Below are 22,784 nucleotides of genomic sequence, written 5' to 3'. Positions count from 1 at the left end.
GGCTTCTGGAGCGTTGTATCCAAGGCTCCAGAAGCCCGCCCCTCCCTTCACCTCAGGTGACCGCGTCGACCTCCCCGTCCGCCAACTCCACGTCGTGCACCAGCGGTTCGTCGGTCACGACGACGTGCCGGGCCCGGGGTGCGTACGAGGGTGCCGTCGTCGCCAGCAGATACGTGCCCGGGGCCGGCGCCGAGACGATGTACGAACCGTCGGCCAGCGAGCTCACGCGGTCCAGTTGGCGGCCGCCCTTCGAGAGCAGCAGGATGACCGCGTCCTCGACCGGCGCGCCCTCCCCGTCACGGACGAAGCCGTGGACCACCGTCGTACCGGACGAGGCCGTGGGAGACGCGGCGTCCGCGTCCTCCTTCGGCTCCACCGCGAGATGCGGCAGCCGCTTCTCCAGTCCGGCGGGCAGCCACCAGTTGGAGTTGCCGAGCAGATGCATCGCCGCCGGCACCAGGGCCGTACGAAGGATGAAGGCGTCCAGTGCGACGGCCGCCGCCAGGCCGACGCCTGCCATCGCGGCGCCGGTGTCGCCGCTCAGTACGAAGGCCAGGAAGACGCAGACCATGATCAGGGCGGCGGAGTTGATGACCCGGCTGGTCTCCGCCAGGCCGACGCGGACCGCCCGTGCGTTGTCCCTCGTGTGCACCCATTCCTCGTGCATCCGGCTCACCAGGAACACCTGGTAGTCCATCGAGAGGCCGAAGAGGAGCGAGAGCATGATGACGGGCAGGAAGGAGTTGATCGGGCCTTCCTTGCCGAGACCCAGCAGGTCCAGGCCCCAGCCGTACTGGAAGACCGCGACGAGTACGCCGAAGGACGCGGCGGCCGCGATCAGGTTCATCACCGCGGCCGTCAGCGGTACGACGATCGAGCGGAAGGCGATCATCAGGAGCAGGAAGCCCAGGCCGATGATGGCCAGGATGAAGTACGGCAGCCGGTCCGCGGTAACGGACGAGAAGTCCTTGGACACCGCTGTCACGCCACCGACATGGGCGCTGACGCCCGCGTCCGGGATCACCTGCTCGCGCAGGGTGTCGATGAGCTCGTCCGTCTCGACGGACTGCGGTGACGTGGTCGGCACCACCTGGATCACCGTGACGCCCTGGCCGGGCGGCAGGGCGACCACCTGGGCAACGCCGTCGGTCGCGCGGATGCCCGTGACCAGGGCGTCGGTGTCGGGGCTCTCCGTGACCACCTGGAGGGGGCCGTTGAAGCCGGGGCCGAAGCCCTCGGCCAGCAGGTCGTACGCCTGCCGGGTCGTCGACGACGCGTCGTCGTTGCCCTGGTCGGTCGTACCGAGCCGGAGCGACAGCAACGGCAGCGCGAGGACCGCCATGACGACGACGGCCAGCGCGGCGACCTTCCGCGGGTTCCGCTCGACGGTCGCGGACCAGCGCACCGCCAGGCCGCTCGTACGGTCCGGCTGCGGTCCCTCGGCGGCGAGCCTGCGCCGCTGGCGGCGGCTGAGCACCCGGGTGCCGAGCAGGCCGAGCAGCGCGGGCAGCAGCGTGATCGCCGCGAGGACGCTCAGTACGACGGTGACCGCCGTGCCGATGACCACACCGTCCAGGAAGCGCAGGTTCATCACCAGCATTCCGGCGAGCGCGATGACCACCGTGCCGCCGGCGAACAGCACCGCCCGGCCCGAGGTGTTGAGGGCCGTGACCGCCGCGTCCTCCGGCTTCTCGCCGCGCATCAGACCGCGCCGGTGCCGGGTGACGATGAACAGCGCGTAGTCGATACCGACGCCGAGGCCGATCAACGTGGCAAGCAGCGAGGCGAGTTCGGGCACGTTCGTGACATGGCTGAGGAGCTGGGTCGAGAACATGCCGGTGCCCACGCCGAAGATGGCGATACCGATCGGCAGCAGCATGGCGAGGAACGAGCCGAAGGCCAGATACAGCACGATCGCGGCCGCTCCGACACCCACCAACTCGGCCAGTCCGCTCGGCGGTTCCTGCACGCGCTGGATCGCCTGGCCGCCCAACTCCACGTCGAGGCCCGCCTGTTCGGCGCCCTGCGCGGTGTCGACGACGTCCTGGACCAGTTCCTTGGGTACCGCGTTCGCCTGCTCGGCGAAGGTGACCTGGGCGTACGCGATCCGCCCGTCCTTGCTGATCTGCGCGGCGCCCCCAGCCGCGTACGGGTTGGTGACGTCGCCGACGCCCTTCATCTTGCCGATCTCGGCCAGCGCGGGCTCGATCCGGGATCGTACGGAATCGTCCCGCACCGATCCGCTGTCGACCTTCCACACCACCGTGTCGGTGTCGCCCGCCCGCTCGGGGAAGGCCTTCTCCATCAGGTCGTACGCACGCTTGGAGTCCGTGTTGGGAAGAGAGAAAGTTTCCGCATAGTTCGTGCCCGCGGCCGAACCCGCGAAGCCCAGTCCGAACAGCGCCCCCACCCACAGCAACAGGACCACCAGCCGGTGCTGAAAGCACCACCGCGCCAATGTCGCCACGCTCAACGCTCCTTTGTCGGGTCCCCCGGGTCCTGAGCCCTCAGGATGTCGAGACCCTGCGGTGTACGGCAGCGCCCGCCCATGACTCTCAAGGAACTCCAATGACTCTCAAGGAACTCCAAGGGGCGGAACGGGCCCGCTGTCAGTGGCGGCGCGGATACTGGGGGGCATGACCGCTCACGAGGGAGCCACGGTCCTCGTCGTCGAGGACGAGCCGAGCATCGCGGACGTCCTGACCATCGCCCTGCGCTACCACCGCTTCGAGGTGATGGTGGCGGGCACCGTCCGCCAGGCACTCACGCTCGCCGAGCGCACCCGCCCCGACGCGGCGCTGCTCGACGTGATGCTGCCGGACGGCGACGGCCGGGCGCTCGGCCGCGAGCTGCGCGTACGCCAGCCGGACCTGGCGGTCGTGTTCCTCACCGCACGGGACGCGCCCGCCGAGATCGTGGGCGCGCTCGCCATCGGCGACGACTACATCACCAAGCCGTTCAACATCGACGAGGTCGTCGCCCGGATCACAGCCGTACTGCGCCGCACTCGCCCGGCCGACGTCCTGCCGGAGCGCCCGCCCCTGCGGTACGGCGACCTGGAGCTGGACGAGACGACGTACCGCGTGCACCGCGGGGACCACACGGTGGAGCTCACCCCCACCGAGTACGCCCTGCTGCGCTTCCTGGTCCGCAACGGCGGGCGGATCGTCCCCAAGGAGCAGCTCCTGCGTCACGTGTGGCAGTACGAGCACTCGGCCGAGTCGACCGTCGTGGAGACGTACATCAGCTATCTGCGGCGCAAGCTCGAACCGCTGGGGCCGCCGGTGATCCAGACCCGGCGGGGCGTCGGATACGGGCTCGCATGAGCATGTGGCGCGCGGTGCTCCCGTCCGTGAAGACCCGTGGATCCCGCTGCCACCACCACGGGATCCACTCGCTGCGCGGCGGGCTGACGCTCGCGAACGTGGCGCTGCTGGCCCTGGGCATCATCGTGGCGACCGCGGTGAGCCTGATGGGCATGCGGCACTATCTGCTCGACCAGATCGACACGGATCTGGCCAAGACGCGTGACTCACTGGGCAGCTCGCAGCTCACCATGCGGCAGATCGACTCGCTGAGCGCACTGACCTTTATACGCGACCGGCTCGTACCGGAGACGGACAAGTCACCGACGCCGGATTCGATCTTCACGGCCGTCGACGGCAGCGGCACCGCCGTTGCCATCGGCGGCTTCAAGCTGACCGGTTCCCAGCTCGCTCTGGCCGCCGCCGTGGACGACCCGCGCGTACTCACCGACGACCCCGAACCGCACGACGTCACCGTGCAGGGTGCCGCCTACCGGGCAACGGGGGCACGGCTCGCCGACGGCACATCCGTCCTGCTCGCCACCTCCACCGACGGGCTGCACAACGGCATCGCGAAGGCGCTCAAGCTCGATGTGGCCATGGGAACACTGCTGTTGGCACTGCTCGGCTGCCTGACCATGTTCAGCGTGCGGCGCCGGATGCGGCCGCTGGAGGACATGGTGGAGACCTCGTCGGCGATCGCCGAGGGCGACCTCACCCGGCGAGTGCCCTCCAACCGCCATCCGACCCAGGAGGTCGAGCAGCTGCGGATCGCCCTCAACTCCATGCTCCACCAGGTCGAGTCGGCACACCGGACGCGTGAGCAGAGCGCGGCCCAGTTGCGCCGGTTCGTCGCCGACGCCTCGCACGAGCTGCGCACGCCGCTGTCGGCGATCCGCGGCTATCTCCAGCTGATCGAGAAGGGGATGCTGCCCGATCCGGTCGAGCGCAGACGGGCCTGGGACCGGATGCACGCGGAGGCCGACCGCATGGGCCGTCTCGTGGACGAACTCCTCACCCTCGCCCGCCTCGACCAGCGACCCGAACTCCGCTTCAAGAACGTCGACCTGAGCCGTCTGGTACGGGACGCGGCCGAGGACCTACGGGCCCAGCAGCCCGGCCGCCCGGTGACCGTCGGCGCCGAGGGAACCCTCCTCGTACACGCCGACGAGTCGGGGCTGCGGCAGGTCCTGGGCAACCTCGTGGGCAACGTACGCACTCATACGCCCGCGGAGGTGCCGGTGCGGCTAGGTCTGGAGCGTGCGGACGGCGTCGTACGACTGTGTGTCGCGGACGAGGGTCCCGGGCTCGCGGAGGACGACGCGGCGCGTATCTTCGACCGCTTCTTCCGGGCGGGCGGCGGGGCCGGCAGCGGGCTCGGCATGGCGATCGTGCAGGGGGTGGTGACGGCGCACGGGGGCGAGGTCGCGGTGCGGACGTCGCCGGGTGAGGGGCTGGCCGTGACGGTGGTGCTGCCTGCGCGGCGGCGGCCCTGAGCCCGTGGCGGGCCTGCGGTCGGCCCGCGTGGAGCTGGTGAGGCGGTTAAGTCCGGTGGCCCTGGGTGGGTCTGGCGACCTGTGCCGGTTCGATGATCTCGGTGGGTCTGGCGACCTGTGCCGGTTCGATGATCTCGGTGGGTCTGACAACCTGTGCCGGTTCGATGATCTCGGTGGGTCTGACAACCTGTGCCGGTTCGATGATCTCGATGGGTCTGACAACCTGTGCCGGTTCGATGATCTCGATGGGTCTGACAACCTGTGCCGACTCGATGATCTCGATGGGTCTGACTGGTGCTGGTGAGTCCGCTTGACCAGATACGGTGACCCGCTTGACCGGAAGCGGACCTGGATGATTGAACGGGGGCCGACACCGTGCCGTACACAAATGCAGGTGGTACCGGCCTGGCCTGTTCACGCTGATCCGCCATCCTCCGCACCAGCACAGCGTTTCGCACGGAAGGACCGCCGGGTTGTCGTTCAACACGAGCTCTCGCCAGCTGCCGAAAACGAGCGAGACGACGGATGAGACGCAGGCACCTCCGGAGGAGGGGCCGACGCCTGAGGGGCCGACGCCTGAGGCCACTTCCGAGGCGACGGCGGGCGGCACGGCCGAGTCGGAACCGGAGCCCACGGCAGCGTCCGCACCGGAGCCCACCTCCGAACCCACTACGGAAGCCGCTCCCGAGTCCGTATCGGAGCCCACTTCCGAACGCGCCCCCGATCCCACTGCCGAAGCCACCGCCGAACCCGTAGCCGAAGGCGCCCCCGAACCCACAGCGGAAGGCGTCCCCGAACCGACCCCCGAACCCACACCTGAAGCGGCCCCGGCTCTCGGTGGGCGTGGCTGGCGCGTGTGGCGCGGCTGGCGTGACAGGTACCCCGTTGCCGCGACGGCGGTGTCGTGGACCACCACCGCGCTCGCCGCCGCGCTCGTGCTGTTCACCCTGCTCATGTCGAACACCATCATCGGCATGGTCCCGCGCGCCTTCGTCCGCATCCCGGTGGAGGCCATCTTCGGCGCCGCGGTTCTGATCGCCCTTCCACGCAAGCCGCGTGTGATCGTGGCGGTGCTCGCGGGGCTGGCCCTCGGCGTGCAAATGGTCCTGAACCTCCTCGACATGGGTTTCAGGGAGTACCTGGGGCGGGACTTCAACCTGGTCCTCGACTGGACGTTGTTCGGCGACGCGCACACGTACCTCCAGGACACGATCGGCAAGACCGGCACGCTCGCCACCGTCGTCGCGGCTCTGGCCCTCGTCCTCGTCGTGCTCGTCGTCATGACACTTGCGGTCGTCCGGCTGGGCAACGTCATGGCCCGGCACACCGCCGCCGCGACGCGCACGACCCTGGTCTTCGGCACCGTCTGGATCACCTGCGCGGCGCTCGGCCTACAGTTCACGCCCGACTTGCCGATCGCCGCCGGCCGTGCGGCCGATCTCGTCCGTGTCCGCGCGGAGTCGGTGCAGGACACCCTGCGGGACGAGGCGGAGTTCGCCAAGGTGGCCAAGAAGGACGTCTTCGCCGACACCCCGCCGGACCAGCTGCTGACCGACCTGCGCGGCAAGGACATGATGATCACCTTCATCGAGAGCTACGGCCGCAGCGCGATCGACGACCCGCTGATCTCGCCGGGGGTGACCGCGACCCTCACCGCCGAGAACGAGAAGCTGCAGAAGGCGGGGTTCGCGGCCGAGAGCGGCTGGCTCACCTCGGCGACGTACGGCGGAAGCAGTTGGCTGGGCCACTCCACCTTCCTGTCAGGCCTGTGGATCAACAACCAGCAGCGCTACCGCACCGTCACCACGGGCGACCACATGACCCTCACCAGCGCCTTCCAGAAGACGGGCGCCTGGCGCACGGTCGGCATCATGCCGGGCGTCCAGAAGACCTGGCCGGAAGCGAAGTTCTTCGGCCTCGACAACGTGTACGACTCGCACGAACTCGGCTACAAGGGCCCGAAGTTCAGCTGGTCGACCATGCCCGACCAGTACGCCCTGACCGCGTTCGAACGCCTGGAGCACGGCAAGCAGCAGGACAAGCCCCTGATGTCGGAGATCATCCTGACCTCCAGCCACCAGCCCTGGGGACCGATCCCCAAGATGGTCCCCCAGGACCAGGTCGGCGACGGCTCGATCTACGACGCCATCGAGAAGGCGGGCACGGACCCGGCGGAGCTCCTCACCAACTCCACCAGGTCGAAGGAGGAGTACGGCAAGTCCATCCAGTACTCGGTGACCAGCCTCATCGACTACCTGGTGAAGTACGGCAACGACAACACCGTGCTCATCTTCCTCGGCGACCATCAGCCCATCGCCCGGGTCAGCGGCAACAACGCCAGCCGTGACGTGCCGGTCTCGATCGTCGCCAAGGATCCCAAGGTCCTCGACAAGATCGCCGACTGGGGCTGGACGGACGGGCTGCAGCCCAATGAGACCACCCCGGTCTGGAAAATGAGCGACTTCCGCGACCGATTCATGACGGCGTACGGTTCCACGCCGACCCCTTGATGACCGCCTTACCGACGTCCATATGACCGACGTCCGTATGACCGGCGACCGGCGACCGGTCATACGGACGTCCGTCGGTAAGCCGGACGCTGACCACTTGGACGTCTGTGAGCCGGACGCCGGTCAGTCGGACGCCGACACCAGCACCCACACCGTCTTCCCGTAGCGCCCCCGGCTCCACACCCCCCACGCCTCGGCCAGGCTCTCGACGAGGTGAAGGCCGCGCCCGGCCTCCTCCCACTCCGCGACCGTCCGCAGCCGGGGCTCGGCGAAGCCCTCGTCGGAGACCTCGATGAAACAGGAGCCGTCGGCGAGGGCGGTCACCGCGACCTCGAACTCCCGCTCAAGGAGGGGGCCGTGGCGCACGGCGTTGGTCACCAGCTCCGAGACGAGCAGGACGGCGTCCGCGAGTGCCGGGTCATCGGTGTCGTGACCCCAGTCGGCCAGATGGTCCCGTACCCGGCGCCGGGCGAGACCGACGGACGCCGGATGCCGGGGCAGCCGAAATGAGTTGCGTCTCAGCACATCTGCTCCTCACCCTGCACACACCTCCGACACATGGTGCTGCGTTGGGCAGGGGCGCGATGTCACTCGGATGAGTGCCGACCCATGGGATCACGACAGCTGTCATACCCAGGAGATCACGTCGGTTGTCATATCCAGCTCAGCCGCCAGAGGCGGAGGACCCCGGTCCGCCCGACGGATACCGGCCGCCGCCGACGTCCTCACCTCTGAGTACATACTCCTTGCGCCGCCACAGGGGAATCAGCGGAACATCGCGGGCCACGGCGTCAAGCAACTCCCGGACGAGTGCCGCCGCGAGGCCCCCCACGCGTCCTGCCGACTGGCCGGAACCAGCCGGCAGAGGCCCACACCGCCAACCCGCGCTTCCCGCTCCCGCTCCCGCTCCCGCTCCCGCTCCCGCTCCCGCTCCCGCTCCCGCCGACGAGCGGAGCTCCCTCGCCCCCCACCGAGACGAGGAATGAGGAATGAGAAAGGCTCAGCCTTTCAAGCATTGTCCGCCATCACCCCCGGACAGTACATAACGCCGGCACCTGCCTTATCGAACATCGAACAGGGCCCGCGCCGGGGTACAATCCCACATGGACTTCAACAATGACGCACTGGAATCCCTAAAATCCGATCCGACCGCTTCCCCCATCCACCGGTCACTCAATTTCTATTACGGGAACGCCGGGCAGGATGCGGCAATGGACGCTTTCTACGCACAGTTCGTGCGGCCCGGCGACCTGGTTTTCGACATCGGCGCCCACGTCGGCGATCGCATTGGCAGTTTTCGCCGACTGGGGGCACGTGTGACAGCCGTCGAGCCGCAACCGCTGTGCATCCGCGCCATCCAAGAAATCTATGCAGGTGACGAGGACGTAATATCCGTCGAAGCCGTGTGCGGCGCACACGAGGGAGCGACGAAATTCTACATAAACTCACTCAATCCCACAGTTTCCACGGCATCAGCAGAATTCATAAAAGCCGCCGACGGAGCAGGTGGCTGGCAGGACCAGGTATGGGACGCGGAGATGGACGTGCCGGTCGTCACGTTCGACAGTCTCATCAAAACGTACGGTACGCCGGCATTCGCCAAGATAGATGTCGAGGGCTTCGAAGCCTCAGTACTGTCCGGACTCAGCCGCCCACTGCCTGCACTGTCATTCGAGTTCACGACGATCGAACGTGCGGTCGCGCAGCGCTGCCTGGACCGCGTGACAGAACTGGGGTTCGGGCTCTTCAACGTGTCCATGGGCGAGAGCATGAACCTAAATTTCGATGAGTGGGTTTCGTCCGAGACGATGGCCGCTCACATCCTGGCGCTTCCGCACGAGGCAAACTCCGGCGACATCTACTGCCTGTCGTAGCAAGGCGCAGTCGCGTAACGGCTCTTACGGTCGTACCACCCCGACCGGCACCACCAGGCAAAACACCACGGCAGCTCCGCGACTTGACCGGCCGGACCACACCCCCGCGCAGACCTCACAGAGACAAGTCGAGGGGCTTTGCCACCAACTACTACCGCAACACAAACTCAAGGTCAGCCGTACGCAGTCTCGTCAGCCGCTTCCGCGCCGACTGCCGCCACAAATACGCCACATCGATGCCGAACGACCAGACCAGCGTGCCAACTGAGAGCGCAACGCAAACCTGCGCCATTTCCAGAGGGAGGAGCCCCGCACTGACGACAACCAACACAACACCTTGGGAAGCTGCCACAACCTTCCGTGACATTCGAGGCAGCAGCGGGGCACACAGCCAGGGCATCGCCCATGATGCCAACACGAAGGTGTAGCGGAAAAGCCCGATCGCAGCGGCCCACCAACCGAGAGACGTCGCGATAAAGACGCTCAGGACAATGGCCAGGACGGAGTCCGCCTCCATGTCGAACCGTGCACCGAATCTCGAAGCAGTGCCTGTTCGGCGGGCTACCTGACCGTCTGCGGCATCAAGAATCAGGGAAAGTGCGGCCAATCCGATCAGCACCGGCCGATACGCGTCTCCACCAACGGAGTCGGCGACAAGAGCCGCCACACCCCCGGTCAGGATCAGCCTGCCAAAGGTGACGCTGTCAGCAGGTCCCCACTGGTGAACATCGGGCTGTTGCAGCGCGCGCGAGAGCAAGACCCACGTAACAACGGAATACCCCAGCCCCACGAGCCAACCGGCTACGCCGAGTCCCACTGTCGCCCCCAGCAGAACCAGAACGGCCGCTTGGACCACGACGCCCAGAGTTGGCGGGTAGATCCGCAGAGCCACTTCTCGCTGCGCGAGATCCGTCACCGTTCCTCCTAAAGCCCACCCGTCAAGGCGGCCCGGTGTCGGCGCCGCACCCTGACCAATACGTCCGCCGACGCCAGACCATTCAAAGCCAGGGCACGCCCACTTACTTATTTCATGTCCCGGAAGCCGACGTCACCGACGGAAGCAGACCAACCGGCGGAGACCACTGCCCCGGCACAGGCGCCCGGGATGCCGACACACACGGCAGCAAAGGGATACCACGGCACAGGCGAACAGCTGGCGCGACCTGCTCCCGCCGACACCCTCCCCTTCCCCTGCCCTTCCCCTCCCCCTCCCCCTCCCCAAGCTGTCAGGCCTGCAGTGAAGCCAGTTCGACCACCGTGATGTCCGACGGGGCCCCCACCCGCGTCGGCGGCCCCCAGGCGCCCGCACCCCGGCTGACGTACAACTGCGTGTCTCCGTACCGCTCCAGCCCCGCCAGGGTCGGATTCGCCAGGTCCGCGACGAAGTTGCCGGGCCACAACTGCCCGCCGTGGGTGTGGCCGGAGAGCTGGAGGTCGACGCCATGCCGGACGGCGTCGTGGATCTGGACCGGCTGGTGGGCAAGCAGGACGCTGGCCCGTGACGTGTCCCGGTCGCCGAGCGCCTTGGCGAAGTCGGGACCCTGCCCCTCGCTCTCGCCCGCCACGTCGTTCACCCCGGCGAGGTCGAAGGCGGGCAGCTCCACGCGCGCGTTCTCCAACGGGCGCAGCCCGAGCCGCCGTACCTCCTCGACCCACTGCTCGGCACCGGAGAAGTACTCGTGGTTGCCCGTGACGAAGAACGCCCCGTGCCTGGCCCTGAGCTGGCCGAGGGGTGCCGCGGCGGGCCCGAGGTCCTTCACGCTGCCGTCGACCAGGTCGCCGACGACGGCGATGAGGTCGGGCTGGGTCGCGTTGATGGTGTCGACGACCTTCTGCGCGAAGCCCCGGCCCAGAACCGGCCCCAGGTGGATATCGCTCACCACCGCGATCCGGAACCCGTGCGCGGAGCGCGGCAGCCTGGCCAGCGGCACGGTCACCCGCTTGACGGAGGGCCCACGCAGGACGCCGTACGTCCCGTACCCGACAGTTCCGACGGCGGCAGCAGCCGCGGCACCCCCGACCACGCGGGAGACGAAAAGCCGCCGAGACGGCCCGGCGCCACCACCCGCAGGCGCAGAACCGGCCGAAGGGGACGTACCGGAACGTCCGCCCGCAGCGGCTGGCGCGTCAACACCGTCAGCTTCCGGAGCAGCCGATTCCGCGCCTGACCGAGGACGGATGCTCCGGTGCGGCCCCGACCCGACGACAACCGCGGGCGAGGCAGTCGCACCAGGCGCGGCGGCCTCCCGCCGCGACAGGAACCGCCGCAGCAACGGCCGTACGACCTCCCCCACCAGCAGGCTCAGGGCGAGATACATGAACAGCGCCAGCCACAGGAACCCGGGCCAGGCCAGCGTCTGCTGGAGCCAGAACGGCGCACCGCTGCGCTCGGCGACGAGAGCCGTGACCATCAGCACGGGCCCGGCGACGAACACGACGGCGCCCAGGCGCCGGGCCGGCCCCGCTGCGCGGGTCGTATCGTGCACCAGGCGGCGCCACTCGTACCAGTGCAGTGCTCCGAGCGCGGCCACCACGGCCACCAGAATGAGCACAAAGACAACGACCACGGTGTCGTACCCCCGTTATGGCGTCTGGTGTGGCGACGCCTGGTCCGACGACATCTGGCGCAAGGCGCGAACCCCGCGCAACCCGATCCCCCCGACAACCGTCCCCAAGACAAAGGAAACGACGGCGAGCGTCAGGTGCACCCAGAAGTACGCGGTAGGACTTCCGTCCTCAAACGCGAGCCCGCTGCCGTCCTTGAACAGATTCTTGATGAAAGTGATCCAGATGACCCAGCTCCACACCCCGAAGGCGACCAGGAACCAGGAGACGGGGCGGGTGAGCTTCATGGGTTCAGTATCGCCGTCACCGACCGGGCTCCGGCGCCGGGGTGGGGAGGGGAATGGGACTTCCCGGCCGGAGCCATGTAATTTCTCGACCGTGCCCGCCACCAACTCGACCCCGTCCGCCAGCAGTAAGACCGCCCTGCGGCCCTTGCTGGTCACTTCCGCGACCCTGCTGTCCCTCTCCCTCGCCGCGCCCGCGTTCGCGCTCGCGGACGCAGGCCCGTCCCCAACCCCCTCGGCCTCACCCCCGGCGAACATGTCGACGGTGGGCGGCGAACAGCTCGGCAAGGCCGGGACGCAGGTGAACCTCGGCACCGGCGCCCCCGTACTGCCGAAGGACATCAGCGCCCGCTCCTGGATCGTCTCCGACGCCGAGTCCGGCGAGGTCCTGGCCGCCCATAACGCGCACTGGCGGCTGCCCCCGGCGAGCACTCTGAAGATGCTGTTCGCCGACACACTGCTGCCGAAGTTCCCGAAGACCACGGAGCACAAGGTCGTGCTCTCCGACCTGGCAGGCATCGGCGCGGGATCGAGCATGGTGGGGATAAAGGAGGACGAGACGTACACGGTCCACGATCTGTGGCTCGGCGTCTTCCTTCGCTCCGGCAACGACGCCGTACACGTCCTGTCCGCCATGAACGACGGCGTCGACAAGACGGTCAACGACATGCAGGCGCACGCGGAGGAACTCCAGGCCCTCGACACGCAGGTGGTCAGTCCGGACGGCTACGACGCGAAGGGCCAGGTGTCCTCGGCGTACGACCTGACGCTGTTCGCCCGCTCCGGGCTGCAGAAGGCGGACTTCCGCGAGTACGCCTCTACGGTGTCGGCGAAGTTCCCGGGCGAAACGACGAAAGACAAAAAGGGCAAGACAACCCGCGGTTCCTTCGAGATCCAGAACACCAACCGCCTGCTCACGGGTGACAGCGACATTTCGCAGTACCAAGGCATCGCAGGTGTGAAGAACGGCAACACCACGAACGCGGGGGCCACCTTCACCGGCGTCGCCGAGCGCAACGGCAAGGTGCTGCTCGTCACGGTGATGAATCCGGAGAAGGCCGAGCACAACGAGGTCTACAAGGAGGCGGCCGCGCTCCTGGACTGGGGTTTCCAGGCGGCGGGCAAGGTCGAGCCGGTGGGCGAGCTGGTGCCGCCCCAGGGCGTCGACACCAGCGCGCAGCCGAGCGCGAACGCGACCACGCCAGGTACCGACACCGCGTCCTCAAAGCCGGTGGCCGCGTCCGCCGGGGCAGAGCGCGGTTCGAGCGGCGTAGGGATCGCCCTGGCCGTCGCGGGCGGCCTCCTCGTACTGATCGCGGCCGGCAGCTTCCTCGTCAACCGCCGCTGGCCGCTGCCGGATCTGATGCGCCGCCGTCGCTGACTTCGGCGTCTTCGGCCTCCTCGACCTCCTCGACCTCCTCGACCTCCTCGACCATGTCCTCCTCGCTCTGCGTCGCCGTCCAGGCGGCGCAGAACAGCAGCAGCTTCGCGGTGAAGTTGATCCACAGCAGCAGCGCGATCGGCACCCCGAACGCGCCGTACATGCTCTTCGACGCCACTTCGCTGATGTAGCCGCTGAGCAGCAGCTTGAGCAGTTCGAACCCGCTGGCGCCGATCAGCGCGCCGACGAGGAGCCGACGGCGCGGCGGCTCGACGCCGGGCAGCAGCGTGAGGAGGTACAGCAGGAGCAGGAAGTCGGCGAGTACGGCGACGGCGAACGCGGCGATGTGGAGCAGACCACCGCCCCAGCCGTTCTCGTCGATACCGATCTGGCGGGCCGTCCAGCCGACCGCCGTGGACGCGACGGTGGAGGCGGCGATGGTGACGAGCATGGCGCCGCCGAGCCCGATGAGTATGCCCGCGTCCTTGAGCTTGACCAGGACCGGGTTCTCCTCCGGGTCCGGCAGCTCCCACACCGCCCGCAGGCAGTCCCGCATCTGACCGACCCAGCCGATGCCGGTGAACAGCAGGATGGCGCCGGCGATGACACCGACCGTGCCGGCGTTCTGGACCAGCGAGCTGATGTCGAGCTGGTCGGAGATGCCCGGCACCTGCTCGGCGATCTTGTCCTGGAGATCCTGTTGCTGCTCACTGCTCAACGTGGCGGCGGCGATCGCGGCGGCGACGGTGAGCAGCGGGAAGAGCGCGACGAAGCTGATGAAGGTCATCGCCGCGGCGAGCCGCGTCCACTTCACCCGGTCGAGACGCTCGTACGACCGCCACGCGTGCGTGGCCATCAGGCGAACGACCAACGGTCCCACGCCGGGAAGCTTTTTCAGCCAGTCCATGATCTGACTCTGCCCTCACCTCGGAAACCCAATGTGCGGGTACCCCAAAAGCGCACGAGCAGGAGCCCGTGTCGGCGGTACGAGACGCGCAGACCGAACACAGGAACGCCCACGCCCACGCCCACGCCCACGCCCACGGCAGCGAATGCGGGTCCGCGACCGACTCCGTCAGTGCGCGGGCAGTGTGGTGTCGCGCTCAGCGGGCGCACAGGCCTGCGGAGGCACCACCGCGCCGCCGAAGACGAACTCCCGCAGCTGGCGCCAGACCCCGTCCGCGCCCTGCTCGTAGAGCGCGAACCCGGTGCACGGCCACGCGGCCACGTACCCGGCGAGCTCCCCGTACGCCCTGTCCATCGCCTCGTCGTCGACTCCGTGTGCCACGGTGACGTGCGGATGGTAGGGGAACTGCAGTTCGCGTGCCACGGGCCCGGAGGCATCCCTGACCTGCTTCTGCAGCCAGGTGCAGGACTCGGCACCCTCGACGACGCGCACGAACACGACGGGCGACAGCGGGCGGAAGGTGCCGGTCCCGGAGAGCCGCATCGGGAAGGGGCGCCCGGCGGCGGCGACCTCGACGAGGTGCGCCTCGATCGCGTGCAGCGCCGAGTCGTCGACCTCCGTCGGCGGCAGCAGGGTGACGTGCGTGGGGATGCCGGAAGCCGCGAGGTCACCGAAGCCCGCACGCCGCTCCTGGAGCAGGCTGCCGTGAGGCTCCGGGACCGCGATCGACACACCGATCGTTACGGTCCCCACGTCGTCTCCTGTCGTCGTATCGGTTCTTCTCGGTTCCTCGCGGGCAGGCGTGACCGCTTGGCTGGTACGGCTATCGACTGTACGACGGTGCGGCCCGATCCCGGCTGTCGTGCGGGTGTTGCACTCGTCTCGTACTGGCTTACGGCCTTGCTGTCGCCCTGTCGCCCTGTCGCCCTGACATCCCTGGCGGACTTGTCGACCATGACGGCCCAGCCGGTATAGCCCCGGTGCCCCTGCCGCACCCCCTCCGTACCCGCTGTCAGTGCTTGGCGGGCAGGAAGCCGACCCTGTCGTACGCCTGGGAGAGCGTCTCGGCGGCGACGGCACGCGCCTTCTCGGCACCCTTGGCCAGGATCGAGTCGAGCGTCTCAGGGTCGTCCAGATACTGCTGGGTGCGCTCCCGGAAGGGCGTCACGAAGTCGACCATGACCTCGGCGAGGTCCGTCTTCAGCGCACCGTAGCCCTTGCCGTCGTACTTCTCCTCCAGTTCGGCGATACCGGTTCCCGTGAGGGTCGAGTAGATGGTCAGCAGGTTGCTGATACCCGGCTTCTGCCCCGCGTCATACCTGACGACGGTGTCCGTGTCGGTGACCGCGCTTCTGACCTTCTTGGCCGTCGTCTTCGGGTCGTCGAGGAGGTTGATGAGGCCCTTCGGAGTGGACGCCGACTTGCTCATCTTGATGGACGGGTCCTGGAGATCGAAGATCTTCGCCGTCTCCTTGAGGATGTACGGCCTCGGAACGGTGAACGTCTCGCCGAAGCGGCCGTTGAAGCGCTCGGCGAGGTCCCGGGTGAGCTCGATGTGCTGGCGCTGGTCCTCCCCGACGGGGACCTCGTTGGCCTGGTACAGCAAAATGTCCGCGACCTGGAGGATCGGGTACGTGAAGAGGCCGACGGAAGCCCGGTCGGCACCCTGCTTCGCGGACTTGTCCTTGAACTGGGTCATACGGCTCGCCTCGCCGAAACCGGTGAGGCAGTTCATGATCCAGGCGAGCTGGGTGTGCTCGGGGACGTGGCTCTGGACGAAGAGCGTGCAACGGTCCGCGTCGAGCCCCGCTGCGAGCAGCTGCGCGGCGGCCAGCCGGGTGTTGGCGCGCAGGTCCGCGGGGTCCTGCGGAAGGGTGATCGCGTGCAGGTCGACGACCATGTAGAACGCGTCATGGGACTCCTGCAGAGCCACCCACTGGCGGACGGCGCCAAGGTAGTTGCCGAGGTGGAACGAGCCTGCGGTGGGCTGGATTCCGGAGAGCACGCGGGGACGATCAGAGGCCATGGGGCCATTCTCTCAGGTGACTCTCATTGCTCGGGAACAGGTGGGAACCGATTGGGCTCGGGCGGTGTAGCAAGAGTGTGAGGACGCGGGAGGGGGGCCGCATCGTCGTCGACGAGGCCGCGGTGATCGCACGGGTACGCGCCGGGGAGCCGGAGGCGTACGCGGAGCTGGTGCGCGCCCATACGGGCATCGCGATCAGGGCTGCCAAGGCGCTGGGGGCGGGTGCGGACGCGGAGGACGTGGTGCAACAGGCCTTCATCAAGGCGTACTGCTCGCTGGGGCGCTTTCGGGACGGCGCGGCGTTCAAGCCGTGGCTGCTGTCGATCGTCGCCAATGAGACGAGGAACACAGTAAGGACGGCGGTGCGCCAGCGGACACTGGCTGGCCGCGAGGCCGCGCTCGTGGAGGCGGAGCCGCTGATACCGGATGCGGCGGACCCTTTGGTCGCGGCGCTGGAGATAGAGCGCCGCGCGGCACTCTTGGCCGCCCTGGACCGCTTGAGCGAGGACCATCGGCTCGTCGTCACCTACCGCTATCTCCTGGAGATGGACGAGTCGGAGACGGCCCAGGCCCTTGGCTGGCCCCGCGGCACGGTGAAGTCACGGCTCAACCGCGCCCTGCGGAAGCTGGAGCGGCTACTGCCGGACTTCGAGCCCGGCAATCACCGGGAGTCCGTGGAGGGAGGTGATGAGCATGAGTGAGCCGTACGAGCCTGGGGGCGCGGAATCGTCCTCCGGCGACCGGGGTCGGCGTGCGCGTGGGCAGGGGGGTGAGCCTGGGCATGACCGTGAGCGCGGGCATGACCGTGAGGGCGAACGCGGGCATGACCGTGACCGCGGGCAGGAGGGCTTCTCTCGGCTGCCCGAGGAGCTGCGGGCGCTCGGGCGCTCGCTGGATCAGCCGGGGGCGGCCGGAAGCGAGTCGATGGTCGAGCGGGTGCTGGAGCAGATACTCGCCGAGCGGCTAACGGTCGCGGTCCCCATTACCGTCCCGGCCCCTGCCCAGGTACCGGTCCCGGTCCCTGTCCCTGTCCCTGTCCCTGTCCCTGTCCCTGTCCCGGCAGCCGAGCCTCCCAGCCGCGGCGAGCGGCTCCGCGGGATGCGCCGCTGGGCCCGGACGCGCTGGCGTGCGCTGACGGCGGGGCTGTGCGGACTGCTCACGGTCCTCGTGCTCACGCCGCCGGTGCGGGCCGCGGTGGTGGACTGGTTCGGCTTCGGCGGGGTCGAGGTGCGGTACGACCCGTCGGCGGTGCCCTCTCACGGAGCGAAGGTGCCCGACTGCGAGGGCACCTCGCTGACACTCACCGAGGCCGGACGGCAAGCGGGCTTCGCACCACTCGTGCCCCCTGCTCTGGGGACACCGGGAGCGGTGGTGGTGACGCGTGAGCCGAAGGGGCGTTTCCTGGTCACCCTGTGCTGGCGCGAGCAGGGGCACACGATCCGGCTGGACGAGTTCGCGGCGCAACTGGACCCGACGTTCACCAAGATGGTGTCGGAGCAGCCTGAGTGGGTGCCGTTGGGCGCGAGCACGGACTATGCGAATCAGGCGCTGTGGTTCCCCGAGCCTCATCTCCTGGAGCTCTGGCTGGTGGACGAGCACGGCGACCGGTTCACCCGCTCACAGCGGACCGCAGGACCGACTCTGCTCTGGACGCACGGGGGTGACATGACCCTGCGGCTGGAGGGCGTGGCGTCCAAGTCACGGGCGGTGGAGATCGCCAGGTCCGTCAACCAGCCGACCGACCGGTCCACCGACCGGTCCGCCGACGAGCCCGGGACTTAGCCCGGGAGCCGGAACTGGTCCCGGAGGTGGCCCCGGAGCCGACCCCGAAGCTGGCAACCGGAGCTGGCCCTGGAGCTGGTCCAAAACAGGTCCGGGCGGAATGGGAACCCGGACGCGTCGAGCGGTGTACCAGAAGTGACACGCAGTGTGCGGGCGGGCGGCGCCGCACCTGGATCGACTGGTTGCTTGGGGGGGTTGGGATGCGCAGGATTCGTGAACTGGTCACGGTGCTGGGGGCGTTCGGGGCGTTGGCGATGGCAGTCGCCGTGGTGTTGCTGAGCGCACCGGTTGCGGCGGCGGGCGGTCCGACGAGTGTGCTGGTGGTCTCGCCGGAGAGCGAGGAGACGGCCGCGCTGTACTACTCGGACGAGGAATACGGCGAGTTGCAGGGCCTGCTCGGCGACCCGACCAGCGGTTCACGCGAGGAGCCGCCCGGGCTGGGCGTGGGCGACGGCCGTCAGATCAATGTCACGTGGCTGGTCCATGACGTGTCGCCGTGGCGGGTCGACCGTGTGTATCCGGACACCGCAGGAGGCGGAGACGTCTGGATACACACGGCCAACGACGTGCCGCAGTCCACGAACGGCTACTGGCACAAGGCCGAGCAGCCGGACGAGGTGCGGGCGCTGTTCAAGTCGCTCGGCGTGCTGGGCAAGTCGTCAGGTGCGGGCTCCGGGGCGATCTATCCGGCGCCTTGGGAGACGGAGGACGCCGCATCCCCCGCCTCCGGGCCCGCCGACCAGTCCGTTGTGACGGCCACCGCAACGCCGGGCGACGGTACCGACTGGTGGTGGGCCATACCGGGAGCCGCGGCCGGAGCTGCGATGGTGCTGGTGCTGCGTCCGCTGGTCCCGGTGGCCCGACGGCGGACGAAGCGGGAGCCGGGACCGCGACAGGAGCTAATCGACTTGTGAGTCTCGTGGCGCCCGCGATGTTCACGAACGCCGCGACGCTCGTGACCCTCGCGGGCGCCACGAGACTCGATCAAGCCGTGAAGCCGTGAAGCCGACGAGACCCATAAAGCACGGGCCCCGGCCACGAAGAGTCAGCCGAGGTCGATCTCCGGATAGAGGGGGAAGCCGGTGAGCAGGTCGGTGGCGCGGTGGGAGATCTCGTCGGAGATCTTCGGGTCCAGGACGTGCTGGGCCTTGGACGGCTTGCCCTTGGCGGTGGTGCCGGGCTCGGCGGCGGCGAGGACGCGGTCGATGAGACCTGCGATCTCATCCATTTCCACCGCGCCCAGACCACGCGTGGTCAGCGCGGGCGTGCCGATGCGGATACCGGAGGTGTACCAGGCACCGTTCGGGTCGGCGGGGATGGAGTTGCGGTTGGTGACGATGCCCGAGTCGAGCAGGGCGGTCTCGGCCTGGCGGCCGGTGAGGCCGTAGGAGGAGGCGACGTCGATCAGGTTGAGGTGGTTGTCGGTGCCGCCGGTGACCAGGGTGGCGCCACGGCGCATCAGGCCCTCGGCGAGGGCGCGGGCGTTGTCGACGACGGCCTGGGCGTAGTCGCGGAAGTCGGGGCGGCGGGCCTCGGCGAGCGCGACGGCCTTGGCGGCCATGACATGCGGGAGGGGGCCACCGAGGACCATCGGGCAGCCGCGGTCGACCTGCTCGGCGAGGGTCTCGTCGCACAGCACCATGCCGCCGCGCGGGCCACGCAGTGACTTGTGCGTGGTGGTGGTGACGATCTGGGCATGCGGGATGGGGTCGAAGTCACCGGTGAGGACCTTGCCGGCGACGAGGCCGGCGAAGTGGGCCATGTCGACCATCAGCGTGGCGCCGACCTCGTCCGCGATCTCCCGCATGATGCGGAAGTTCACCAGGCGGGGGTAGGCGGAGTAGCCGGCGACGATGATCAGGGGCTTGAACTCACGGGCGGAGGTGCGCAGTGCCTCGTAGTCGATGAGGCCGGTGGCGGGGTCGGTGCCGTAGGAGCGCTGGTCGAACATCTTGCCGGAGATGTTCGGGCGGAAGCCGTGGGTGAGGTGGCCGCCGGCGTCCAGGGACATGCCGAGCATGCGCTGGTTGCCGAGGTCGCGTCGGAGCTGGGCCCAGTCGGCCTCGGTGAGGTCGTTGACGTTGCGGACGCCCGCCTTGGCGAGCGCGGGGGCTTCGACGCGCTGGGCGAGGACGGCCCAGAAGGCGACGAGGTTGGCGTCGATGCCGGAGTGCGGCTGGGCGTAGGCGTGCTCGGCGCCGAAGAGTTCGCGGGCGTGCTCGGCGGCGAGGGCCTCGACGGTGTCGACGTTGCGACAGCCGGCGTAGAAGCGGCGGCCGACGGTGCCCTCGGCGTACTTGTCGCTGAACCAGTTGCCCATGGCCAGGAGGGTGGCCGGGGAGGCGTAGTTCTCGGAGGCGATCAGCTTGAGCATGTCGCGCTGGTCGGCGACTTCCTGGCTGATCGCGTCGGCGACGCGGGGCTCCACGGCCCGGATCACTTCGAGGGCGCTGCGGAAGGCGGTGGACTCGGTGGAAAGGGGCTGTTGTGACATGGCGGCCTCCGGACGGCGTGGCGTAGGGCATTCACGATTCACGGTTCGGCCCAGGCGCACGGCACTCGGTCTGCGAGCCGCTCCCCGATGGTCGTTCCCATCCCAGCGCGCCAGTCACGGCCCGCCGGTCACCCTACCGGGCACGCCGGATCGCGAGGCTTCCGAGTCCATCATGCGGGCGACGAGAGGGACGATAGGAATGGGCCGGAAGCCGATCCCACTCGCCTTCCCCTGTGCGGTAGGAAACGGAGGATCCCGTGAGCGCTACGGAGACCACGCGGGCGTACATCGCCTCGGCGGACGCGCACTGTGCGCACAACTACCAGCCCCTGCCGGTTGTCGTGGCGACGGCGGACGGGGCTTGGATGACGGATGTCGAGGGGCGCCGCTATCTCGACATGTTGGCCGGATACTCGGCCCTGAATTTCGGCCATGGCAACCGGCGGCTGATCGACGCGGCGAGGGCGCAGCTGGAGCGGGTGACGCTGACGTCACGGGCGTTCTACCACGACCGGTTCGCCGAGTTCTGCGCGCAGCTGGCGGAGCTGTGCGGCATGGAGATGGTGCTGCCGATGAACACGGGAGCGGAGGCGGTGGAGACGGCGGTGAAGACGGCCCGGAAGTGGGGGTACCGAGTCAAGGGTGTCCCGGACGGCAGGGCGAGGATCGTGGTGGCGAGCGACAACTTCCACGGCCGTACGACGACGCTCATCAGCTTCTCCACGGACGTGGAGGCGCGGGCGGACTTCGGGCCGTACACGCCGGGCTTCGATGTCGTGCCGTACGGGGATCTGCCGGCGTTGCGAGCGGCGGTCACTGAGGAGACCGTCGCCGTGCTGCTGGAGCCGATCCAGGGGGAGGCGGGGGTGCTGGTGCCGCCGGAGGGCTACCTCCAGGGGGTGCGCGAGGTGACGCGTGAGCGGAACGTCCTGTTCATCGCGGACGAGATCCAGTCGGGGCTGGGTCGGACGGGCCGGACCTTCGCCTGTGAGCACGAAGGGGTCGTCCCCGATGTGTATGTGCTGGGCAAGGCGCTCGGGGGCGGGGTCGTGCCGGTGTCGGCGGTGGTGTCCTCGGCCGAGGTGCTCGGGGTGTTCCGGCCGGGTGAGCACGGGTCGACGTTCGGGGGGAACCCGCTGGCCTGTGCGGTGGCCCTTGAGGTGATCGCGATGCTGCGGTCGGGCGAGTACCAACGGCGGGCCGCCGAGCTGGGCGATCATCTGCACCACGAGCTGGGGCTGTTGACGGGCACGGGCCAGGTGACGCAGGTGCGCGGGCGCGGGCTGTGGGCGGGTGTCGACATCGCCCCGGCGTACGGAACGGGCCGGGAGATCTCCGAGAAGCTGATGGACCGGGGTGTTCTGGTCAAGGACACCCACGGGGTCACCATCCGGATCGCCCCGCCGCTGGTCATCAGCAAGGAGGACCTGGACTGGGGGCTCGCCCAGCTCGACGCGGTGCTCACGGTCGAGACGTAGGGCTAGGACTGGGCTAGGACTGGGCTAGGACTGGGCTAGGACCTGTCCGGCCAATCGTGCCGCAGACGCGGGGGGTGGCACGCACTCCCCCACTGCCTTAAGGGAGTGGGGGACCCCCAGCCGCGTTGTCGTCACTCGCCGACTCCCCCACTCTCGGCTTCGCTCAAGCGGGGGGACCCCCATCGCGTCGACTCCCGCCTCCGCCTTGCAGCTGCATGCACCACACCTGCCGTCCCTACCGCCCCTACCGCCGAAGCACGCGGCGAGGGCGTCCCGAGTTTCCAGCTGTTCCCCGACACCGCCGAGCAGGCCCGCGCTCTGGGCGGCCGGCACGGCTTCGAGGGCTTCGAGGGCTTCGAGGACTACTGCACCGACCGCGCTCGGCATCCGCGCTCGGCGAAGTTCCTCACCTGGTCAAGCATCGACCGCATGGTGTCCTTCGACGCCTTCCGCTTCGTCGAGCTGATCGTGCCGCGCCCCCTGCTGATGGTCGTGGGACGCCAAGTGGTGACCCCTGGATGAGCGTCGAGGCGTTCCAGAGCGGCCGTGGCCCCAAGGAACTCCACTGGATCGACGGCGCCAGTCATGTCGATCTCCACGACAAGGAGCGACACGTGGGCCCCGCAGTCGCAGAACTGACCGACTTCTTCCGGGCCCACCCGGCCGGTGCCAGATGAGCCCG

General features: G+C 68.8%; 21 protein-coding genes and 1 riboswitch. Of the genes, 12 read left to right on the top strand and 9 right to left on the bottom strand.

The genetic code is table 11. The features are described from left to right. Positions 1-52 precede the first annotated feature (52 nt). The gene (locus ACFWP7_RS11530) at positions 53-2,458 is read right to left on the bottom strand and encodes an MMPL family transporter (protein ID WP_384379867.1); all 2,406 of its coding nucleotides are present in this window, start codon (positions 2,456-2,458) and stop codon (positions 53-55) included. Between the two features lie 178 nt (positions 2,459-2,636). Here ACFWP7_RS11530 and ACFWP7_RS11525 point away from each other — a divergent pair, with 178 nt between their 5' ends. From ACFWP7_RS11525 to ACFWP7_RS11510, 4 genes are all read left to right on the top strand, one after another. After that, positions 2,637-3,326 carry a response regulator transcription factor gene (locus tag ACFWP7_RS11525; RefSeq protein WP_384379718.1) on the top strand — a complete coding sequence of 230 codons (690 nt, stop codon included), beginning with the start codon at positions 2,637-2,639 and terminating at the stop codon, positions 3,324-3,326. Positions 3,327-3,328: 2 nt separating this feature from the next. After that, positions 3,329-4,801: an ATP-binding protein gene (locus ACFWP7_RS11520; protein ID WP_384379864.1), complete on the top strand. Its 1,473-nt coding sequence runs from the start codon at positions 3,329-3,331 to the stop codon at positions 4,799-4,801. A gap of 65 nt (positions 4,802-4,866) precedes the next feature. After that, positions 4,867-5,115, top strand: a complete 249-nt coding sequence (locus tag ACFWP7_RS11515) for a hypothetical protein (RefSeq protein ID WP_384379715.1) — start codon at positions 4,867-4,869, stop codon at positions 5,113-5,115. Between the two features lie 585 nt (positions 5,116-5,700). Continuing rightward, positions 5,701-7,311: a sulfatase-like hydrolase/transferase gene (locus ACFWP7_RS11510; RefSeq protein ID WP_384379712.1), complete on the top strand. Its 1,611-nt coding sequence runs from the start codon at positions 5,701-5,703 to the stop codon at positions 7,309-7,311. A gap of 123 nt (positions 7,312-7,434) precedes the next feature. Here the strand turns inward: ACFWP7_RS11510 and ACFWP7_RS11505 are convergent, their stop codons facing one another. After that, positions 7,435-7,836: an ATP-binding protein gene (locus tag ACFWP7_RS11505; RefSeq protein ID WP_384379709.1), complete on the bottom strand. Its 402-nt coding sequence runs from the start codon at positions 7,834-7,836 to the stop codon at positions 7,435-7,437. A 578-nt stretch (positions 7,837-8,414) separates the two neighbouring features. Between ACFWP7_RS11505 and ACFWP7_RS11500 the strand changes: the two genes are divergently transcribed. Continuing rightward, positions 8,415-9,185, top strand: a complete 771-nt coding sequence (locus ACFWP7_RS11500) for an FkbM family methyltransferase (protein ID WP_384379706.1) — start codon at positions 8,415-8,417, stop codon at positions 9,183-9,185. 151 nt (positions 9,186-9,336) lie between these two features. On the opposite strand, the gene ACFWP7_RS11495 is transcribed toward ACFWP7_RS11500, so the two are convergent. From ACFWP7_RS11495 to ACFWP7_RS11485, 3 genes are all read right to left on the bottom strand, one after another. Further along, complete coding sequence (locus tag ACFWP7_RS11495; protein ID WP_384379703.1) at positions 9,337-10,101, bottom strand: CDP-alcohol phosphatidyltransferase family protein; 765 nt, start codon at positions 10,099-10,101, stop codon at positions 9,337-9,339. 310 nt (positions 10,102-10,411) lie between these two features. Then, positions 10,412-11,752 (bottom strand): metallophosphoesterase, encoded by a 1,341-nt coding sequence (locus ACFWP7_RS11490; RefSeq protein ID WP_384379700.1) that lies wholly within the window; start codon positions 11,750-11,752, stop codon positions 10,412-10,414. A gap of 15 nt (positions 11,753-11,767) precedes the next feature. Next, positions 11,768-12,037: an SCO4848 family membrane protein gene (locus ACFWP7_RS11485; protein WP_384379698.1), complete on the bottom strand. Its 270-nt coding sequence runs from the start codon at positions 12,035-12,037 to the stop codon at positions 11,768-11,770. A gap of 91 nt (positions 12,038-12,128) precedes the next feature. On the opposite strand from ACFWP7_RS11485, the gene ACFWP7_RS11480 reads away from it, so the two are divergent. Further along, a complete protein-coding gene (locus tag ACFWP7_RS11480; RefSeq protein WP_384379696.1) occupies positions 12,129-13,415 on the top strand; it encodes a D-alanyl-D-alanine carboxypeptidase family protein in 1,287 nt (428 codons plus the stop codon). Here ACFWP7_RS11480 and ACFWP7_RS11475 read toward each other — a convergent pair. The 3 genes from ACFWP7_RS11475 to trpS form a co-directional block, all read right to left on the bottom strand. Further along, positions 13,369-14,322 (bottom strand): YihY/virulence factor BrkB family protein, encoded by a 954-nt coding sequence (locus tag ACFWP7_RS11475; protein ID WP_384379695.1) that lies wholly within the window; start codon positions 14,320-14,322, stop codon positions 13,369-13,371. The genes ACFWP7_RS11480 and ACFWP7_RS11475 overlap by 47 nt on opposite strands. A gap of 168 nt (positions 14,323-14,490) precedes the next feature. Continuing rightward, a complete protein-coding gene (locus ACFWP7_RS11470; protein WP_384379692.1) occupies positions 14,491-15,075 on the bottom strand; it encodes a 2'-5' RNA ligase family protein in 585 nt (194 codons plus the stop codon). A 259-nt stretch (positions 15,076-15,334) separates the two neighbouring features. Further along, the gene (gene trpS / locus ACFWP7_RS11465) at positions 15,335-16,348 is read right to left on the bottom strand and encodes a tryptophan--tRNA ligase (protein ID WP_384379689.1); all 1,014 of its coding nucleotides are present in this window, start codon (positions 16,346-16,348) and stop codon (positions 15,335-15,337) included. A gap of 77 nt (positions 16,349-16,425) precedes the next feature. Here trpS and ACFWP7_RS11460 point away from each other — a divergent pair, with 77 nt between their 5' ends. The 3 genes from ACFWP7_RS11460 to ACFWP7_RS11450 all read left to right on the top strand — a co-directional run bounded on the left by ACFWP7_RS11460 (position 16,426) and on the right by ACFWP7_RS11450 (position 19,044). Next, positions 16,426-17,049, top strand: a complete 624-nt coding sequence (locus ACFWP7_RS11460) for an RNA polymerase sigma factor (protein WP_384379686.1) — start codon at positions 16,426-16,428, stop codon at positions 17,047-17,049. After that, the gene (locus ACFWP7_RS11455; protein WP_384379683.1) at positions 17,042-18,130 is read left to right on the top strand and encodes a hypothetical protein; all 1,089 of its coding nucleotides are present in this window, start codon (positions 17,042-17,044) and stop codon (positions 18,128-18,130) included. The genes ACFWP7_RS11460 and ACFWP7_RS11455 overlap by 8 nt, the downstream gene beginning before the upstream one ends. 200 nt (positions 18,131-18,330) lie before the next feature. Then, positions 18,331-19,044, top strand: a complete 714-nt coding sequence (locus ACFWP7_RS11450) for a hypothetical protein (protein ID WP_384379680.1) — start codon at positions 18,331-18,333, stop codon at positions 19,042-19,044. Between the two features lie 131 nt (positions 19,045-19,175). Here ACFWP7_RS11450 and ACFWP7_RS11445 read toward each other — a convergent pair whose 3' ends face one another. Next, positions 19,176-20,624 (bottom strand): glycine hydroxymethyltransferase, encoded by a 1,449-nt coding sequence (locus ACFWP7_RS11445; RefSeq protein WP_384379677.1) that lies wholly within the window; start codon positions 20,622-20,624, stop codon positions 19,176-19,178. Positions 20,625-20,665: 41 nt separating this feature from the next. Further along, positions 20,666-20,752: riboswitch (ZMP/ZTP riboswitch) on the bottom strand. A 129-nt stretch (positions 20,753-20,881) separates the two neighbouring features. Here ACFWP7_RS11445 and rocD point away from each other — a divergent pair. The 3 genes from rocD (at position 20,882) to ACFWP7_RS11430 (ending at position 22,779) form a co-directional block, all read left to right on the top strand. Further along, positions 20,882-22,102 (top strand): ornithine--oxo-acid transaminase, encoded by a 1,221-nt coding sequence (rocD, locus tag ACFWP7_RS11440; protein WP_384379674.1) that lies wholly within the window; start codon positions 20,882-20,884, stop codon positions 22,100-22,102. A gap of 105 nt (positions 22,103-22,207) precedes the next feature. Beyond that, positions 22,208-22,624, top strand: coding sequence for a hypothetical protein (locus tag ACFWP7_RS11435; protein WP_384379671.1), 417 nt, complete (start codon positions 22,208-22,210; stop codon positions 22,622-22,624). Next, entirely contained in the window at positions 22,621-22,779 is a 159-nt protein-coding gene (locus ACFWP7_RS11430; protein WP_384379668.1) for a hypothetical protein, read from the top strand. The genes ACFWP7_RS11435 and ACFWP7_RS11430 overlap by 4 nt, the downstream gene beginning before the upstream one ends. Positions 22,780-22,784: the final 5 nt, after the last annotated feature.

It is taken from the genome of Streptomyces sp. NPDC058470 (assembly GCF_042721055.1).
Taxonomy (GTDB): Bacteria; Actinomycetota; Actinomycetes; order Streptomycetales; family Streptomycetaceae; genus Streptomyces.
The sequence above is the reverse complement of the archived record's forward strand: the minus strand, read 5'-3'. Positions and strand labels throughout refer to the sequence as shown.

Coding starts and splice junctions, on each gene's coding strand:
- ACFWP7_RS11525 (WP_384379718.1), top strand. CDS start 2,637: ATGACCGCTCACGAGGGAGCCACGGTCCTCGTCGTCGAGGACGAGCCG.
- ACFWP7_RS11520 (WP_384379864.1), top strand. CDS start 3,329: ATGTGGCGCGCGGTGCTCCCGTCCGTGAAGACCCGTGGATCCCGCTGC.
- ACFWP7_RS11500 (WP_384379706.1), top strand. CDS start 8,415: ATGGACTTCAACAATGACGCACTGGAATCCCTAAAATCCGATCCGACC.
- ACFWP7_RS11485 (WP_384379698.1), bottom strand. CDS start 12,037: ATGAAGCTCACCCGCCCCGTCTCCTGGTTCCTGGTCGCCTTCGGGGTG.
- ACFWP7_RS11475 (WP_384379695.1), bottom strand. CDS start 14,322: ATGGACTGGCTGAAAAAGCTTCCCGGCGTGGGACCGTTGGTCGTTCGC.
- trpS (WP_384379689.1), bottom strand. CDS start 16,348: ATGGCCTCTGATCGTCCCCGCGTGCTCTCCGGAATCCAGCCCACCGCA.
- ACFWP7_RS11455 (WP_384379683.1), top strand. CDS start 17,042: ATGAGTGAGCCGTACGAGCCTGGGGGCGCGGAATCGTCCTCCGGCGAC.
- ACFWP7_RS11450 (WP_384379680.1), top strand. CDS start 18,331: ATGCGCAGGATTCGTGAACTGGTCACGGTGCTGGGGGCGTTCGGGGCG.
- ACFWP7_RS11445 (WP_384379677.1), bottom strand. CDS start 20,624: ATGTCACAACAGCCCCTTTCCACCGAGTCCACCGCCTTCCGCAGCGCC.
- ACFWP7_RS11430 (WP_384379668.1), top strand. CDS start 22,621: ATGAGCGTCGAGGCGTTCCAGAGCGGCCGTGGCCCCAAGGAACTCCAC.